Origin of the sequence: Stenotrophomonas sp. CASM101, from assembly GCF_049384845.1 — a bacterium.
Taxonomy (GTDB): Bacteria; Pseudomonadota; Gammaproteobacteria; order Xanthomonadales; family Xanthomonadaceae; genus Stenotrophomonas; species Stenotrophomonas hibiscicola.
On sequence record NZ_JBMRFR010000002.1, the window covers coordinates 42,359 to 59,476 of the forward strand.

A 17,118-nucleotide genomic window follows, 5' to 3' on the forward strand; every position below is an offset into this window, starting at 1 on the left:
CAGATTGGCAGGTCTAGAATGCGCCCCATGAACCGGATGCCGCTCCTGAAGTTTTTCACCCTGACCCGCGCAAGCGCGGAACGGGCGTGTCTGCCTGGAGCCCCACGAGGCCGTTGAGACGGCCATCGCTGGACCTTCGACAGAGCGCCCTTCGGGGCGCTCTTTTCGTTTTTTGTTTTTTGTGAGTCGACTAACAGTCGACTCTACCCAGTCGACTCTACGTACTCGACGCTACCCAGTACTGCAAAGGAGAACGTGCCATGCACCAGATCGCCGAGACCGAACGCTAGCCGCGCACCCTGTCGCCAACCGGGGTGCGCGGCCCACGAAGTTGGCTTTGCAGGAACCTTTCCCATGAACACCCAAGTCCTTTCCCGCCGTCGCAACCTTGGCATCATTGCCCACATCGACGCCGGCAAAACCACGTTGACCGAACGCCTGCTGTGGAAAAGCGGCGAAATCCATCGCGTCGGCGAAGTGCACGACGGCAATGCGACCACCGATTTCTCTGCAATCGAGCGCGAACGGGGCATCACCATCGGCGCGGCCGCCGTGCAGGCGCAGTGGGCACCGCGTGACCTGCCGCCGCATCGGCTGACCCTGATCGATACCCCTGGCCACATCGACTTCGCCATCGAAGTCGAACGTTCGCTGCGCGTGCTCGACGGCGCCGTGGCCGTGTTCTCGGCCGTGGATGGCGTGCAGCCGCAGTCCGAGACGGTGTGGCGCCAGGCGCGCCGTCATCGCGTGCCGCTGATCGCCTTCGTCAACAAGATGGACCGCGTCGGCGCGTCGTTCGAGCGCGTACTGGAGCAGCTTCAGGACAAGCTTCAGGCGCGGCCGTGGGCGCTGGGCGTGCCGTTGGGCAGCGAGAGCGACTTCAACGGCTGGGTCGACCTGGTCGATGAGCGCGTGCTGCAGTGGCGCGACGGTGCGACGACCATCAGCCCGTGGGACGACGCGGCACGTATCCAGTGGCGAGCCCAGCGCGATGCTCTGGTCGAAGCCGTGGCCGATCATGACGAAGAACTGGCCGATGCCTGGCTGGAAGGTCGGGTGATCGATGCCGGGGCGCTGCGCGCGGCGATCCGCCGGGCGACGCTGGCGGGTGCGGGCGTGCCCGTGCTGGCCGGTGCTGCGTTCAAGGACAAGGGTATCGAGACGCTGCTGGATGCCGTGGTCGATTACCTGCCGTCGCCGCTGGATCGCCCTGCCGTCAGCGCCGAAAGCGATGAGGGCGAGGTGGTCTTGCCGCCGGATCCTGATGGCCCGCTGGCGGGGCTGCTGTTCAAGATTACCCACCAGCAGCACGGTGCACTCAGCTTCGTACGGCTGTACTCGGGCACCTTGAAGGTGGGCGACGCGGTGGCCAGTTCGCAGCATCCGCAGGGACGGCGGGTCAGTCGGCTGGTGCGGGTGCAGTCCGACCAGACCCACGACATTGAACAGGCCGTGGCCGGTGACATCGTCGCGGTGCTGGGCTGGAAGGATGCGGTCAGCGGTGAAACGCTGAGCGGCCGTGCGCTGCCGTTGCGCCTGGAGAACATACAGGCACAGGCGCCGGTGCTGGCCTGGCGGTTGGAACCGGCGCGTGCGGCCGACCTGATCCGGATGGCGCAGGGACTGGCGAGCCTGGCCCAGGAGGATCCGTCGTTCCGCGTTGAAACCGATCGCGATACGGCGGAGACCCTGGTCTGGGGTATGGGCGAGCTGCACCTGGAAGTGATGGTCGAGCGCCTGCGCAGCGAGTGGAACGTCGACGTGGGCGTAGGTGCGCCGCGCGTGGCCTACCAGGAGACGCCGATGCGCGCGATGACGGGTGTCGTTGGGCGGCTGGTCAAGCAGACCGGTGGCCAGGGCCAGTTCGCGCACGTGGTGCTGGACGTGGAGCCGCGTGAGGACGACCAGGTGGTGTTCAACGACCGCATCGTCGGTGGCGTGGTGCCGCGCAGCTTCATCGCGGCGGTGGAGAAGGGCGTGCGTGCCGCACTGTCGGAAGGGCCGCAGGGTCATCCGGTGGTCGGTATCGAGGTCAGTCTTGTCGATGGCCAGACCCATGCCAAGGACTCGTCGGAGATGGCGTTCCATCGCGCAGGCGCCGAGGCGATCAAGGCGGCGCTGGCCGAGGGTGGCACGCAGCTGCTGGAGCCGGTGATGGCGGTGACGGTGCATTCGCCGTCGACATCGGTGGGTGACGTGGTGGGCGACCTCAACCGGCGCCATGGCCGCATCGCCCGCATCGACGACCAGGACGGTCGGGCCGAGGTCAGTGGCTTTGCGCCGCTCGCGCAGCTGGTGGGGTACACCACTGCGCTGCGGTCGCTCAGCCAGGGACGGGCCAGCAGCGAAGCGCACCTGCACGGCTATGAACCGGTACGCGCTGCATGAGGAAGGCGAGGGGAGCCCGTTCGCGGGCTCCCACTTTTTTGTTCGGGTTTCCGCATCCACGCATGGCGTGGATCTAGCGGGTTACCGGGTCGCGAGCTCTGCAGTAGATCCACGCCATGCGTGGATGGATCCGCACCGACACGGCAACATTGGCGCTGCATCGCAACAAAAGTGCAGAAAAAGCTGGATTAAAGTGATGCCTCACGATAAATTGCGCCCCCCGTTGCTCGCCGCCGCCCGCACCCCTCTCATGCGTGATGACAAAGACCCCGGAACCCTGGAGCTGACCCTGCCGCGCAAGCGCGGCCGTCCGCCCAAGTTCGGGTACGCGATGAGCGATGCGCAGCGCGCCGCGCGTTATCGCGCGCGCCGGGCAGGGCAGGCCAACCATGCCGACGTGCGTTCCTGCAGCGATATGGTGCTGCTGGACAAGATCCGTGCCGCGGTGAGCGCGCGCGACACCGAGCTGGCCGGGTTCCTGGTGCACGTGCTCTGGCAGCGCTACCCCTTGCAGCTGAAATAGGCCGTCGGTGGGGTGGCCGTTGTCATCGAGCTTGTTGATAATGCGGGATTCAGGTTGTTCCCGCTGGCGCGCCCGGGATGGCAGGCGCCCATGATTGAACGGTTCCCAAGATGACCACCACCAGCGACACCACCACCGAAGCGGCGCCGAGCGGCGCTCCCCTGTTCTATACCCGTCCGGTGCCGCTGCAGGCCGATGTGCACGCCGATCTGCGCATCCTGCCGGGCAGGCTCGAGTTTGCGGCCGGCAACAACGCCATTCCGCTGGTGCTGGGCGAGTTCTCGCTGGCCCTGCACCACTTCCCGATTCTGTTCGCTGGCCCGACCGCCGTGCCGATGGCGGCCGTCGGTGTGTCCGACCAGAACCTGTTCATCAAGGACGGCCTGTGGGAAGACGAGGCCTACATTCCGGCCTACCTGCGTCGCCACCCCTTCATTTTCATCGACACCGGTGCGGACAACGACTTCCTGCTGGGCATCGACGAAGAGAGCTCGCGCGTGGTCAAGGGGGGTGACGAAGGCCAGCCGCTGTTCGTGGACGGCAAGGCCACCGACATGGTGCAGCAGGCGCTGGAGTTCTGCGGCCAGTACACCCGCGAGCACGAACAGACCCAGGCCTTCTCCAAGGCCCTGATCGACAACGGCCTGCTGGTCGAGCGCAACGCCACCGTGCGCACTCCGGATGGCCGCGAGTTCAACCTCAATGGCTTCCTGGTGGTGGACGTTGAGAAGTTCGTGGCGTTGCCGGAAGCGACCGTGATCGAGTGGCACCGCAGCGGCTGGTTGGCGCTGATCCATCAGCACCTGATGTCGCTGGGGCGATTCAACGACCTGACCCGTCGCCAGGTCGAGCGCCTGGCGGCCTGATCAGCTTGAAGGCACGGCTTCCGCCTTGCGGGAGCCGTGCCACTGCTGCAATCCCTGCAGCAGTCGCCATGCCTCGACCCAGTCGGGCGCGGCCTGCTGCCCCAACTCCCACAGGGCGGCCGCGGTGCCGGCCTGGTCGATTGCCCGGAACATCTGCAACGTGCCCTGCAGGCGGTGCGCATGATGGCGCAATGTCGCGGCATCGGCGTCCTGCAGGGACTGTTCGATCCCGGCCAGCTCATGGGCGATATCCGCAGCGAAATCCGGGTCGGCGCCCCGCGCGCTACAAGGCGCGGCAGCGTGCGCCGAAGGCGGAAGGCCCAGCGCCTGCAGCAAGTCTGCCACCTGCAGCGGCTTGACCAGGACGGCGTCGAATCCGGCCCGGCGACAGCGCGCCACGTGCCGGCGCCCCATGCGGGCGGACAGGGCAATCACTCGCAGGGGCGCCTTTGCCCGCGCGCGCAGCTGCTGTGCCAAGCCGTAGCCGTCCCGGCCGTGGAGCCCGATATCCAGCACCACCGTGCAGCGCGGTCGCAGCGCCTGTTCGGCCAACGCGGTTTCCGCATCGGCAACCGCGCACACATCGGCACCCAGCCGACGCAGTTGCTCTGCCACGACGCGCCGGCTGAGTGCATGGTCCTCGACCAGGAGCAGCTCTGTGCCCGTCAACGGCGCCTGCTGCGGGCGCTCGATGGTGGGCGGATCGCGAGGGACAGCGCGGACCGGCAGTCGCAGGGTGAAGCGACTGCCGCGCCCATGTACGCTGTACGCGGCCAGGTTGCCGCCCATGGCAATGGCCAGCTCGCGCGCAATCGTCAGGCCCAGGCCAGTGCCGCCGCGCTTCTGGCCATCCTCTCCCTGCTGGAACGGGCGGAACAGTAGCGGCAGTTGCGCGGGGGCGATACCGATGCCGCTGTCGATCACATCCAGCAACAGCTCCCTGGCAGACGGGATGGGTGACAGCTGCAGGCGCACTTCGATGCCACCGGCATCAGTGAACTTCAACGCGTTGCCCAGCAGGTTGTCGACAATCTGGCGCAGCCCGTCAGCATCGAGTGCGACCGTCGGTGCGGGGTCGGGCGTGCAATCAAGCTTGAGGGACAATCCCCTGCGCAGTGCTTCCGGCCGGATCGCGTCCAGTGCATGGGCACAGAGCTGGCCGACGTCGCAAGGTACGACGTGGGGCCTGAAGCTGCCGCTGGCCAGACGCGAGAACGCGAGCGAGCGGTCGAGCAGCCTGCGCAGCGCGTGGCCGGCGGCACGCGCGGCCGCGAGCAGGTCGTGCTCTCTCCTGGACAGGCGCGACTGGCTCAGCAGGTCGATCGAAGCCAGTATCGTCTGCGCGGAATTGCGCACTTCGTGGCTGATCATTCCTGCCGCGCGCCCAAGGCGTTGTTCCTTGCGACCGATTCGCCAACGTAGTGCCTGCCAGAACATGGTCAGGCCGATGAGTATTGCGGCCACATACAGCAGCCAGGGCGGGTGCAGGGCGCGCACCCGGTCAAGCGCGTTCTCGACGGGGGCGGGCAGCATCTGCTGCGCCCACAATGCCAGCAGGCCCGCGTGCTCTTCGAGCGTGATGTCGTGCAGTGCCTGGTCGATGCGCGTCAGCAGCTGCTGGTCCTCGCGGCGCACGAGCAGGTGCAGATCGGTGGAGAAGTCGCTCTCGAACGGATGAAGCTGCAGTTTGCCCGCGAAGTGCCGCCGGATCATCGCGTGCAGTGTAGCTTCCAGGCCGATCGCAGCATCGGCGATGCCGTTGTCCACGGCGGCCAGGGCTGCATGCCGATCGGGCAAGTGCAGCAGGCGGACCTGCGGATGGTGGGTTGCCAGCCAGCTGGCATAAGGGCCGCCGCGAATCACGGCCAGCACCTGCGCCTTCACGCTGCCGACGTCACGTGGCGCGTGCTCGCCTTTACGCACGGCCAGGACCGTCTTGCCGCCATCGAAGGCGCCGGATGCCATCAGGCCGGGGCAGGGCCGTGGGCGATGCGCCGGGCCGCCCATCACCAGCACCAGATCGGCCTCGTGCCGGCAGACGGCAGTGACCGCTGCCCTCGTGCTGGTGTAGGCGATGTCACGGAAGCGCAGTCCGGAATGGTCAGCCGCGAGCTGCGCATAGCCGTGGGCGAGGGTCGGGAGCGGGATCGAGTCCGCCAGTGGTGCAGGCAGCGGGCGCAATGATGGCGCGGTGGCGACCCGCACTTCGCGACCCGCCGGCCACGCCTGCAGATGTGCATCCTCGGCCGAGGCTGCTGGCAGCAGGATCAGGACCATCAACGAGGTGACAAAGGTATGCAACCGGAGGCGAACACGGCGCCTCATCGGAGGTTCCGCTGCTCTCGCAGTGCATAGATCTCCACGTCATTGCGCAGCCCGAGCTTGCGCAGGGCGGCCACCTTCTGGGTGCTGACCGTCTTGACGCTGCGGTGGCGGCGCAATGCGATCTCCGACACGGTCAGGCCGGACAGGAGCAGGTCCAGCACTTCGCGTTCATTGCGACTGAGTTCGTCGCGGCAGGCCGGGACCAGGCAATCGGCCGGCAGGCGGCACAATCCCTGCGATACACGCACGATGGCCTCGGACAGCATCTCCAGCGGCTCGGATTTGCTGACAATGCCGCTGATGCCGGCCGCCAGAAGGTGGTCCACGCGGGTTGTTGGCGTCAGCGTGGCGAAGGCCAGCAGGGGCACATGAGGAAAGCGCTCCCGCAGCAGGGGAACCAGCTCATCACTGCTGCGGTCGCCAGGCGCCAGGGTGAGATCGATGATGGCGACATCCACTGCCAGCTTGCGCAGGCAGCCGATGAACGCGTCGCTGTGGGTGTGGCTGGCGACAATGTTGAAGCGGACGTCGCGGCACAGGTGCAAGGCGGTGCCGCGGCGGACGACTTCGTGATCGTCTAGCAGTGCGAGCCGCAGACGGCGCGGTGCAGGGTATCCATTCATGCGCTGGGAGGTGATCGGCGCCCGGGAGGGCGTGGCGACCATTCTGGCGCTGCTGCCGCGCCGGGCACCGAATTTGCTGGATTTTTGCGATTATTCCTAAGAGTCAATGTGCGCGAACCATCAATCCAGGGGTGTTAATTGATGTAATGGATCGCCACGCCCGAATCCAGGCCCTTCAGAAGTTGGCGGGCGATGCCGCCCAGCGCAAAGGGTCGTGGCGTGTCATCGGACCGACTGCGGCACGCGTCTGAGCTTGCGGGTGTCATAACCCATGGCCGCAATCCGTGCGACCGCCTGCTCATAGTCATGCTCGGACACCTGTGGTGTGCGGGCCATGTACCAGACGTAGTCGCGCTTGCTGCGCGCCACGATGGTCTGGCGGTAGCTCTCGTCGAGCCAGGCAATCACGTACTCGGCCTGGATTGGCCAGATGAACTGCATGCCCCAGATCGCGCCATTGCCTTCCTTCTCCACACGACCGATGGGATGCATCGACTTCTGCGGCGCATCGAAGCTGCCCTTGCGGTAGGTGAAGGTGGTCTGGATGCGCCCGTCGGGACGAAGTGCGTAACTCTCCACCGCGTCGAAGGCCTCGCGTTCGGGGCGCGACGGGATATGCGCGATCACATACCAATCGCCCATGAAGCGCGGCACATCCACGGATGGCGGGCGCGGCAGCGGGCGGGTGTCGCTGGAACTGCAGCCGGAACCGAACAGGCCGACCGCGATCAGGGGAAGCAGCGAGAACATGCGCATGTTGCACCTCAGCGGGGTCGGAACAGATAGTGGGCCACCAGCCACTGCTGGCCGTCGTCATAGCCAAACAACTCGGCACAGGCCATCCAGAACATCCGCCAGCGCTGCCACCAGACCTTCGCTGCAGCCTGGCCATAGGTTGCGATCAACACCGGCATCACCTGCTGGCGGGCCGCATCCTGGTTGGCCAGCCAGTGGTCGGCGGTGCGCTGGTAGTGGGTGCCGTCCAGCAGCCAGCGCTGGTCGAGCCGCAGGTCGCGCTGGAAATGCAGCAGGGTGTCAGCTGCCGGCATCAGCCCGCCGGTGAAGAAGTGCCGCCCCATCCAGTTGTCGCCGCCGTCTGTCTCGAACGGATACATCAATGTGCGATGGGCGAAGATGTGCACGAACAGCGCGCCGTCCGGCTTCAACCACCGAGCGATGCCCGCCAGCAGGCGCTCGTAGTTGCGCACGTGTTCGAACATCTCCACCGACACGCAGCGGTCGAAGCGTGCCGTGGGCAGCTCAAGCTGGTTGACATCGCGGGTGATCACCTCGACGTTGCGCAGCCCCCTGGCTTCACACTGCGCCATGATGTGCTGGCGTTGGCTGTGCGAATTGGAAACGGCGGTGATGCTGGCCTGCGGGTAGCGTTCTGCCATCCACAGGGTCAGTGAGCCCCAGCCGCATCCCAGTTCGAGAATCTGCTGGCCATCGGCCAGGCCTGCGCGCTGGCCGTACAGTTCCAGCATCGCGTCCTCGGCCTGGTCCAGCGTTTCGCGCCCGGTGGGGTAGTAGCAGCTGCTGTACTTCAGTCGCTTGCCCAGGCAGGCCTGGAAAAAGGCAGCTGGCACTTCATAGTGCTGTCGGTTGGCTGCGTCGGTGTGCAATGCGAGTGGGCTGTCGGCCAGCTCGGCGATGCGCCGGCTGAAGCGCGCCGACTGGCCTTCGATGCCACCTTCGCTTTCCTCATGCAGGCGTTGTGCGCACAAGCGGCGGATGCCCGCACGCAGCGCCGCATCGGGGACCAGCCCGCGTTCAGCCCAGGCGATCAGCCCGGTTTCCGCGTCTTCGGCAGGATTCAGTGACGGGATCGCGTTCATGCGGAATGCTCCTTGGAAGAACGGGGGAACCAGGGAAAGAACATCGGTGTGCTGCGCTGGTAGGCGCGATAGTCGTCGCCGCGGCTGCGCAGCGCCTGTTTCTCGGTGAATGGGATGCCGCTGAGGTAGCGCAGGAACACGTACATCAGCAATGGGCCGGCCCACGCCAGCCACCACAGTGGCGAACCGACCGCGAGCAGCACATAAGTGAACCAGTGCAGCCATTCGAAGAAGTAGTTGGGGTGGCGGGAATAGCGCCAGAGCCCTTCGCGGCAGGTGCGGCCCTTGTTTGCCCGGTCGGCGCGGAACCGGGCCAGCTGCCGGTCGGCCAGTGCTTCGCCGCCGACGCTCAGCAGCCACACCAGCGCGGCGGCCACGGCCCACCACGTCATGCGGCTGCTCGGGTTGGCAGCCACTGCGACAAAGGGCAGGGCAAACAGCAGCACCAGCAATGCCTGCGCCATGAAGAAGCCAAAGATCTTGCCCTGGTGGCCCTGCCAGTGTTCGCGCAGATAGCGGTAGCGCCCGTCTTCCGGTTCGCTACGGACCCGGTGCCAGAGGTGCAGGGCCAATCGGCTGCCCCAGAGGCCGCCGAGCACGCCCAGCGCGATCCGCGGCATCGTCGCGCCATCGCCGAGCAGCGCCAGCAACAGGGCCGATGCACCTACGCCCTTGGCCCAGAGCACATCGACCACGCCGATGTTCTGGTGGCGGCGCTGCCAGGCCCAGCCCCAACTCATCATCAGCAAGGTGTACAGCAGGACCCACAGGAGATGGTTCATGAAGGAACTCCAGCCAGGGGCGGCGAGCTGGCTCGTGAGCCGCGACGGGCGCAGTGGCACAGCAGTGAAAGCGCGATGCACCAGCCCGCACCCAGTACCAGCAGGCCCTGCCATGCCGGCACAGCGAACCGCACTGCATCAAAGCCACGTGCCGCGGACAGATAGGCCAGGGGTGCCAGCAGCAGGCCGAACAGCGCCGGCAGGGCACGGTGGCGCAGCAGGAAGCGCATCGAGGTCGTCAGCGTCATCGCGAACGCGGCCCACAGCGCCATGATCCACGGCGGAGGCGCCCAGGCGAGCGGGGCGGCGGCGTAACGAACGGTGCCGGTCGCAGCGGCGCTGGCATCGACCAGCCAGGCGCAGGCCAGCGCCAGCACCATCAACCGAAGGTCCAGCCGTGGTTGCGGCGACGTCAGCAGCTGGCTGCCGATGTACAGAGAGGCTGCCAGCAACGCCGGCCACTGCCAGCCGCGCCCGGCGCCGGCCACGGCGCACAGCCAGACCAGCTGGTTGCCAAGCAGATTGGCCCAGAACCGGCGCATCTCAACTGCCCTGGCCCGATGAGGCGCCCGGGCGATGCCCCGGGCGCGCCATCAGCAGATGGGAGACCCCGATCGAGCGCTCCAGGAAGCCGCCCTCGCAATAGGCCAGGTAGAACTCCCACAGGCGGCAGAAGCGCGTATCGAAGCCCTGCGCCTGCACGTCGGGCAACCGGACGAGGAAGCGCTGGCGCCAGGCGCGCAGGGTCAGCGCGTAGGAGTGGCCGAAGTCCTGCTGGGCGATCAGCTGCAGGTCGCTGGACCGCGTTTTGGCGGCCATGATCGCGTTGATCGACGGAATGAAGCTGCCGGGGAACACGTAGCGCTTGATGTAGTCGACGCTGCGCCGGGCCTGCTCGTAGCGATGGTCCTCGATGGTGATGGCCTGCAGCAGGGCAACGCCATCAGGCTTCAACAGGCGCTGCAACGTCGCCATGTAGGTGTCCAGGTATTCGGCGCCGATGGCCTCGATCATCTCGATCGACACCAGCTTGTCGAACTGGCCCTGCAGGTCGCGGTAGTCCTGCATCAGCAGCGTGACCTGGCCTTGCAGGCCTGCGGCGCGCACGCGCTCTGCCGCCAGCGCATGCTGTTCTGCGGAGATGGTGGTGGTGGTGACGTGGCAGCCGTAGTGCTGCGCGGCGTGCAGCGCAAAACCACCCCAGCCGGTGCCGATCTCCACCACGCGGTCGCCCGGTTTGAGCTTCAGCTGCTGGCAGATGCGGTCCAGCTTGCGCCGGGAGGCGGATTCCAGCGACTCGTCTTCTTTGTCGAACAGGGCTGAGGAATACATCAGGTCCGGCGACAGGAACAGGGCAAAGAAGTCGTTGCCCAGGTCATAGTGCGCGGCTATGTTGCGGCGACTGCCCTCGCGGCTGTTGCGGCGCAGGCGGTTCCAGCCGCGCAACAGCCAGCCGCCCAGGCGGGCCGGGCCACGCTCCATGCCGTCGAGCAGGTCGCGATTGCGTACCAGCAGCCGAATCAGCGCCACCAAGTCATCGCAGTGCCATTCGCCCTGTATGTAGCTTTCACCTGCACCCACACTGCCTTGCGCTGCAACCTTGCGGTAGAACGCCGGGTCATCGATGGTGACGGTGACATGCAGTTCGCCATGCGCATCGCCCAGCCAGACTTCGCCGAGTGCATCACGCACGCACAGGCGGCCGTCGCGCATGGGGGCAAGCTGGGCCAGCAGGCGGCGGCGCAGGAATGCATCCAGGGCGCCGGGACGTGGCAAGGCGACCAGGGGAGTCATCGAATTCATCGTGGTTTCTCGGCAAGAGCAGGGTGGTCGTGCACGGGGTTGCGCTTCAGCCACAGCCGCAGCGCGTGCCAGTGGATGGCGGCCACCACCTGCGTGGTCATCAGGGGGTAGCAGGCCAGTACCCGGGCCAGCCCAGGGCCGTCCAGCACCCTTCGCTGCATGGACTGGGTGGCGTCGAACTGCCGAACGCCGTCGCGCCAGACCTGCATGTGCACGCGAAGATCATCACCAGGTGCGTTAAACCGCCAGTCGTAGCGGCAGTCCATCGGCATGAAGGGTGAGACGTGAAAGGATTTGTCGAATGTCCAGCGCAGTGATGCCCCGTCGCCGGTGGCCGCAGCTACCGGCAGCACATAGGCGTGCCGCTCCTTCCACGGGGTATTGGTGATCTCGGCGACGATGCAGTCCAAGGTGTTGCCATCGGCCCGGTAGCAGTAGTAGAAGCTGACCGGATTGAATACGTGCCCGGCGAAGCGAAGATGGGTGAGCAGGCGCACCGGGCCGGTGGGCCGATAACCCAGGGTAGCCGCGGCATGGTCGCGCACCGCATCGGCCAGTGGTTGCGCAGGGTTGCCGAAGTAGTCACTGCGGCGGAACTCGGCCAGGTTGCGGCGATTGACCGACCACAGCCAGCGCCCGGCGAACACGGTCTCCAGCTCGTCCAGATCGAGCAGCAGCTGCGCGATCGGATAGCGGAACGCGTGGGGCTGCGGATGATGCCGTCGGTGCATCACCTGCCCGAAGTAGAGTGCGCTGGCACTCACGCTGCCACCTCGCCGGGTGCGATGGTGTCGCGGTGCGGGGTGCACTCGCGCATCGCGTCCACCACGCGGCGGGCGCTGCGGATGCCGTCTTCGTGGAAACCCCAGCCCCAGTACGCGCCCGCGAACCAGGTGCGGCGGCGGCCCTGCAGCTCAGCCCAGCGCTGTTGCGCGCGTACCGCTGCGTGGTCGTGGACCGGATGGGCATAGTGCAGCCTGCGCAGCACCTTGGCCGGATCGATCGCCTCGCTGCGGTTGAGGGTCACGACCAGCGGGGTGTCACCGGGCAGGCCCTGCAGAAGGTTCATGCAATAGCTGACCGTACAGGGCGCGCCTGGCTCCTTTGGAACGTGTGCATTCCATGCGGCCCATGCCTTGCGGTTGCGCGGCAGCAGCGATGCGTCGGTATGCAGTACTGCTTCGTTGGCCTGGTAGCGGATGGCGCCGAGCACGTCGCGTTCGACCGGATCGGCGTCACGCAGCAGGGCCAGCGCCTGGTCGCTGTGGCACGCCAGGATGACCTCGTCAAAGCCCTCCACGCCGGCCGCGCTGTGCACGCGCGCGCCCCACGGCATGCGCTCGACCGAATGGACCGGACATTCCAGCCGCTCGCGTACCCGCCAGCGGGCACGCAGGGCATCGACATAGCGTGCCGAGCCACCGCTGACTACCCGCCAAGGTGCGCGCCCGGTCATCTGCAGCATCTGGTGGTTGGCCATGAACTGGGCCAGGTAGCGGGCCGGGAACTGCATGACCATGTCGGTCGGTGACGACCACAGCGCTGAAGCCATCGGCAGCAGGTGCTCGTCGATGAACGCAGCACCGTAGCGCTGGCTGTGCAGGTACTGGCCCAGTGTCGGGCCTTCGCCTTCGGCAAGCAGCAGCGGTGCATCCCGGTAGAACCGGCGCAGGTCGGCCAGCATTCCCCAGAAGCGTGGCGAAACCAGGTTGCGACGCTGGCAGAACAGGCCATCCAGCGACGTGGCGTTGTACTCGACGCCACTGCGCTCGCTGTGCATTGAGAAGCTCATGGTGGTCGGCTGCGAGGCCACGCCCAGTTCTTCAAACAGTGCCGTCAGCAGCGGGTAGTGCAGGGGGTTGAAGACGATGAAACCGGTATCCACCGCCATGCGCGTGCCGTCCACCTGCACGTCATGGGTGTGGGTATGCCCGCCCAGGTAATCGTTGGCCTCGAACAGCGTCACTTCGTGTTCGCCGTCCAGCCACCAGGCGCTGGCCAGGCCAGCGATGCCGGAGCCGATGATCGCGATGCGCATGTCAGTACCTCGCCTTGGCCAGTACCCACTCGGGGATGGGCTTGAGCCCCCTCACCAGGCCGAAGGCCGCCATTGCGCGCAGCCCGTACCAGGTCAGGTCGATCTCCCACCAGCGGAACCCCTGGCGGACGGTGCCGGGAAAGAAATGGTGGTTGTTGTGCCAGCCTTCGCCGAAGGTAAGCAGCGCCAGCCAGAGGTTGTTGCGGCTGTCGTCACGGGTCTCGAAGCGCCGCCGGCCAAAACGATGGGCCAGTGAGTTGATGGTGACGGTGGCGTGGAACAACACCACGGTGGAAATGAAGAAGCCCCACACCAGCAACTGCGGGCCAGAGGTGTGCAGCCCGGGCGCCCAGCGCTCCAGGCCGGCGCCGAGTGCGTACAGCGCAGCAGCCAGCAGTACCGGTACCGCCGTATCAAAGCGGTCCAGCCAGCGCAGCTCGGGGAAGCGCGCCAGGTCAGGCACGCGCGATAGATCCGTGGCGAATGCCTCACGGGTCAGGAACCAGCCCATGTGGCTGCGCCAGAAGCCGCCTTCGCGCGGCGAGTGCGGGTCCAGCGGTTGGTCGGCATGCCGATGGTGATGGCGATGGTGGGCCGCCCACCACAGCGGCCCACGTTGCACGCTGGACGCGCCGATCACCGCGAACACGAACTGCACCGTTCGCGATGCCTGGAACGTCCGGTGCGAGAAGTAGCGGTGGTAAAAGGCGGTGATCGCAAACATGCGCACTGCGTAGAGGGCTGCGGCGACGATCACGGCGGTCCACGAGATACCTACCCAGATCACCGCGATGCAGGCCAGGTGCATCAACGCGAACGGTACGGCGCGCAGCCAGTCGATGCGTCCGGGCTCGCCAGCGGCGTGGTCTGCAGCGCTGCCGGTGTCGACCCAGCGCTTCAGGGTGCGCAGCAGGCGCCAAGGTCGGCGGGGGAGGGGCGCTACAGAGGCCATGGCGGATCTCGGCGGGTGTCGTGTCTTCCTCTACGCAGCAGTGCGCGCAATGGATGCGGCCGGCTGTGGAGAATTTCGGCTTCACTTGGGCATCACGCTGCAGCGCCCCACCAGGGGTTGCGTCCAGGCCTGTTGCCATTCGCTGGCGGACCGCTCGGCAACCGGCGAGCTGAAGCGCACCGTGACCTGTGGGTAGGTGCCGCGGGTATCGCGCAGGTTGCTGGTTCCGCGGAATTCCAGCAGGCGGCGGTCGGCGCTGGCATAGACCAGCGACAGGCGCGGCGCGATGCCGCCGTACCACGTGTCCAGACTGACCTCGATGGCCTGGGCGTCGATGCCCTGCCAGCGAACAGGGCCGGTACGCCGCACCTGCACCGGGAAGAAGCGCTGCCGCCCCGGCACCAGGAAGGGCAGGCTGATGCGTTCACCTCGCATCAGCGCTGGCCAATGCTGACGCACCGCGGCGTCGAAGCCCGTGTCGATCACCGCATCCGGCGCCAGCTCAAGCCGACGCTGACGCAGCTCGCTGGCGGCATCTTCTTTCCAGGCGATCAACACCGACTCGCCACTGGCGTCGACTTCAGCGGTTTGCCCGCTACGGCTGTCCTGCAGCGAATAACCCCGGGCCTGCGGGCGGGCGCTGGCCGGCAGATGCTTGCGGGCGAAGGGGCGGCCATCGGGGCACTGATAGAGCACCCAGCGTTCGGCGCCCTCCGATGGGCCGCGCCGCCAGTGCACTTCACGATAGAGCAGGTCGCCCTGCGCCGAGGTGGCCACGCCCTCATTGCGCAGCCAGGGCGCCGCCAGCGCGGCATGGGGCAGGCATAGCAGCAGCCAGGCAGTGCGCATGGTATTCGTCCGGTAGGGAGGCTCAGGTCATACGGTGGCCGTGGCTGCTTGGATGCGCAGTGCCTTCTGCATCCAATGGCCACCCCTGCGCGTAGAGAGGACAGACCTTCACCTGCCCGCCGCTCACGCAGATGTACCCTGACGCCGCCAGCACCCTCCTCAACTTCGATACCGCACGCACCGTGTCCAGTTCCCAGCAGCCGAGCAGCGAGCCGACGAACTGGGCCGATGACATGGACAGTGTGGCGCGGCTTCGCGACCGCGACTGCTTCATGCGGATCTATGACTACTTCATGCCGCGGCTGTGCGTGTATCTGCGTGGCCTGGGGGCACCCGACGCCGTGGCCGAGGAAATGGCGCAGGAGTGCCTGCTGCGCCTGTGGTTGCGGGCGGCCGAGTATGATGCGGCCCAGGGCGCGCTGAGTACCTGGCTGTACCGGATCGCGCGAAACCTGCAGATCGACCGCATCCGTCGCGAGCGCAGCTGGATGCAGGTGCAGGCAGCGGTGGAAGACGCCGCGGCCGTGGACGTGATCGAGCGCAGCAGTGCCGAGCAGTTCGCCGACCAGGCGCGCCTTCGCCAGCGCATCAACGAGCTGCCCGCCGTGCAGGCGAGGCTGGTGCGGATGTCCTATTTCGAGGCGAAGAGCCACAGTGAGATTGCCCAGGCGCTGGGCATGCCGCTGGGGACGGTAAAGTCACACCTGCGACGTGCGTTCCTGCAACTGCAGGCCAAAGTGGGAGGTGCGCTGTGAATCCGCACCACCACCTGCACGAATCCACGCTGATGAGCTATGCCGCCGGCGCGCTGCCGGCGCCGTTGAGCATCGTGGCCGGTGCCCACCTCGAGCAGTGCCCCCACTGCCGCCAGCGCCTGCGCTATGCCGAGGCAATCGGCTCGGTGTTGCTGGAGCAGACCCAACCGCCCGCTGCCGACGGGCGTCGCGAGCAGTTGCGCGAGGCCATGCTGATGCAGCTGGCCTCGGAGGCGCCGAGCGCCATCGCCGGAACCAGGCGCCCTGTGCCGAGGGAGCGGCCCGAGGCCGACCCCGACCACCTTCCTGCATCACTGCACCCGTACTTCGGCGCATCGCTCAGCGAGCTGCGTTGGCGCTGGATGGCGCCCGGCGTGCATTGCATCCGTGCCGAGCAGATGCCCTCGCTGATCATGCTGAAGATTGCCCCGGGCAAGTGCCTGCCCATGCACAGCCATGGCCGCAGCGAACTGACCCAGATCCTGCGGGGTTCGTACAATGATGCGCTGGGGTTGTTCGCACCAGGTGACGTGGCAGATCTGGACGAAGACGTGGAGCATCAACCGGTGACCGCGCCCGGTGTCCCCTGCATCTGCGTGTCAGCGCTGGATGCGCCGCTGGTGTTTAGTGGCTGGCTGGCGCGGAAGATCCAGCGTTTCGTGAAACTCTAGCGGGGATGACGATGGCCGGGACGGGCGCATTACGGATTCTGTTGACCGGTGCCGCAGGCCTGGTCGGGCAAGGTGTGGCGCTGGCCTGCCAACGCTCACCACAGGTGTCCGGCCTGACAGCGCTGGTCCGCCATCCGGGAAGTCTGAGCGGCGCCGGCAGCGAACTGATCGTTCCGGACTTCCTGCGTATCCAGGACCGGTCGGATGAACTGGCCGGGTTCGATGCCTGCTTCTACTGTGCCGGGGCGCCACCGGTTGGAACGGCAGAGGCCGAGTACCGACGCGTGACCCTGGACACCACTCTGGCGGTGGCCCTTGCCTGGGCGGCTGCGAATCCCGAAGGGTGCTTTCTGTATGTATCCGGTGCCGGCGCGGACCCTCGGAGCCGGCTGATGCCGTTGAGGATCAAGGGCGAGACCGAAGTCGCATTGCAGAGCCTGCCGGTGCGCACCGTGATGCTGCGCCCGGGCGGTGTCAGGCCGGTCCCGGGCACCGGCACCCGTCATGCCCTGTTGAAGCCCCTTTACTGGGGCGGTGCGCCATTGATGAAACTGGCCGGTGCGGTTGCACCTTCGTTGGTGACGAGCAACCTGGCACTGGGCCAAGCGATGATTGCCTTGGCCGCCAGGGAGCATCCACCGGCGACGGTGGAGTGCGCGGACATCAACCGGATCGCGGCCGGCGGGCGCGATCCGGCGTCCTGAC

The 17,118-nt window shown here is 66.8% G+C and carries 17 protein-coding genes; 6 read left to right on the top strand and 11 right to left on the bottom strand.

From position 1 onward, the window contains the following. Window positions 1-354: 354 nt before the first annotated feature. The 3 genes from fusA to VG543_RS04140 all read left to right on the top strand — a co-directional run bounded on the left by fusA (window position 355) and on the right by VG543_RS04140 (window position 3,777). A complete protein-coding gene (fusA, locus tag VG543_RS04130; RefSeq protein ID WP_423177835.1) occupies window positions 355-2,388 on the top strand; it encodes an elongation factor G in 2,034 nt (677 codons plus the stop codon). Between the two features lie 250 nt (window positions 2,389-2,638). Next, the gene (locus tag VG543_RS04135) at window positions 2,639-2,911 is read left to right on the top strand and encodes a hypothetical protein (RefSeq protein ID WP_005409616.1); all 273 of its coding nucleotides are present in this window, start codon (window positions 2,639-2,641) and stop codon (window positions 2,909-2,911) included. 110 nt (window positions 2,912-3,021) lie between these two features. After that, a complete protein-coding gene (locus VG543_RS04140; RefSeq protein ID WP_312544908.1) occupies window positions 3,022-3,777 on the top strand; it encodes a SapC family protein in 756 nt (251 codons plus the stop codon). Here VG543_RS04140 and VG543_RS04145 read toward each other — a convergent pair whose 3' ends face one another. From VG543_RS04145 to VG543_RS04195, 11 genes are all read right to left on the bottom strand, one after another. Continuing rightward, entirely contained in the window at window positions 3,778-6,102 is a 2,325-nt protein-coding gene (locus VG543_RS04145) for an ATP-binding protein (RefSeq protein ID WP_423177837.1), read from the bottom strand. After that, complete coding sequence (locus VG543_RS04150) at window positions 6,099-6,767, bottom strand: response regulator transcription factor (RefSeq protein WP_227844946.1); 669 nt, start codon at window positions 6,765-6,767, stop codon at window positions 6,099-6,101. Before VG543_RS04150 ends, VG543_RS04145 begins: the two co-directional genes overlap by 4 nt. A 180-nt stretch (window positions 6,768-6,947) precedes the next feature. Next, entirely contained in the window at window positions 6,948-7,481 is a 534-nt protein-coding gene (locus tag VG543_RS04155; RefSeq protein ID WP_019659664.1) for a lipocalin family protein, read from the bottom strand. Between the two features lie 8 nt (window positions 7,482-7,489). Continuing rightward, a complete protein-coding gene (locus tag VG543_RS04160) occupies window positions 7,490-8,563 on the bottom strand; it encodes an SAM-dependent methyltransferase (RefSeq protein WP_423177839.1) in 1,074 nt (357 codons plus the stop codon). Beyond that, window positions 8,560-9,345, bottom strand: coding sequence for a DUF1295 domain-containing protein (locus VG543_RS04165; RefSeq protein WP_312544903.1), 786 nt, complete (start codon window positions 9,343-9,345; stop codon window positions 8,560-8,562). Before VG543_RS04165 ends, VG543_RS04160 begins: the two co-directional genes overlap by 4 nt. After that, window positions 9,342-9,887, bottom strand: coding sequence for a DUF2878 domain-containing protein (locus VG543_RS04170; protein ID WP_019659667.1), 546 nt, complete (start codon window positions 9,885-9,887; stop codon window positions 9,342-9,344). Before VG543_RS04170 ends, VG543_RS04165 begins: the two co-directional genes overlap by 4 nt. A gap of 1 nt (window position 9,888) precedes the next feature. Further along, the gene (locus VG543_RS04175; RefSeq protein WP_058981679.1) at window positions 9,889-11,148 is read right to left on the bottom strand and encodes an SAM-dependent methyltransferase; all 1,260 of its coding nucleotides are present in this window, start codon (window positions 11,146-11,148) and stop codon (window positions 9,889-9,891) included. Beyond that, complete coding sequence (locus VG543_RS04180) at window positions 11,145-11,912, bottom strand: DUF1365 domain-containing protein (RefSeq protein ID WP_010485792.1); 768 nt, start codon at window positions 11,910-11,912, stop codon at window positions 11,145-11,147. Before VG543_RS04180 ends, VG543_RS04175 begins: the two co-directional genes overlap by 4 nt. Continuing rightward, window positions 11,909-13,186, bottom strand: coding sequence for an NAD(P)/FAD-dependent oxidoreductase (locus tag VG543_RS04185; protein WP_423177841.1), 1,278 nt, complete (start codon window positions 13,184-13,186; stop codon window positions 11,909-11,911). The genes VG543_RS04180 and VG543_RS04185 overlap by 4 nt, the downstream gene beginning before the upstream one ends. A 1-nt stretch (window position 13,187) precedes the next feature. Beyond that, window positions 13,188-14,138 (bottom strand): acyl-CoA desaturase, encoded by a 951-nt coding sequence (locus VG543_RS04190; RefSeq protein WP_010485789.1) that lies wholly within the window; start codon window positions 14,136-14,138, stop codon window positions 13,188-13,190. A gap of 81 nt (window positions 14,139-14,219) precedes the next feature. Continuing rightward, window positions 14,220-14,987, bottom strand: a complete 768-nt coding sequence (locus tag VG543_RS04195) for a hypothetical protein (RefSeq protein ID WP_423177842.1) — start codon at window positions 14,985-14,987, stop codon at window positions 14,220-14,222. Window positions 14,988-15,118: 131 nt separating this feature from the next. On the opposite strand from VG543_RS04195, the gene VG543_RS04200 reads away from it, so the two are divergent. The 3 genes from VG543_RS04200 to VG543_RS04210 are packed head-to-tail and all read left to right on the top strand — an operon-like array spanning window position 15,119 to window position 17,117. After that, window positions 15,119-15,742 (top strand): sigma-70 family RNA polymerase sigma factor, encoded by a 624-nt coding sequence (locus VG543_RS04200; RefSeq protein ID WP_058981669.1) that lies wholly within the window; start codon window positions 15,119-15,121, stop codon window positions 15,740-15,742. Beyond that, window positions 15,739-16,413, top strand: coding sequence for a ChrR family anti-sigma-E factor (locus VG543_RS04205; protein ID WP_423177843.1), 675 nt, complete (start codon window positions 15,739-15,741; stop codon window positions 16,411-16,413). The genes VG543_RS04200 and VG543_RS04205 overlap by 4 nt, the downstream gene beginning before the upstream one ends. Window positions 16,414-16,424: 11 nt before the next feature. Next, window positions 16,425-17,117, top strand: coding sequence for an oxidoreductase (locus VG543_RS04210; RefSeq protein ID WP_423178097.1), 693 nt, complete (start codon window positions 16,425-16,427; stop codon window positions 17,115-17,117). Window position 17,118: the final 1 nt, after the last annotated feature.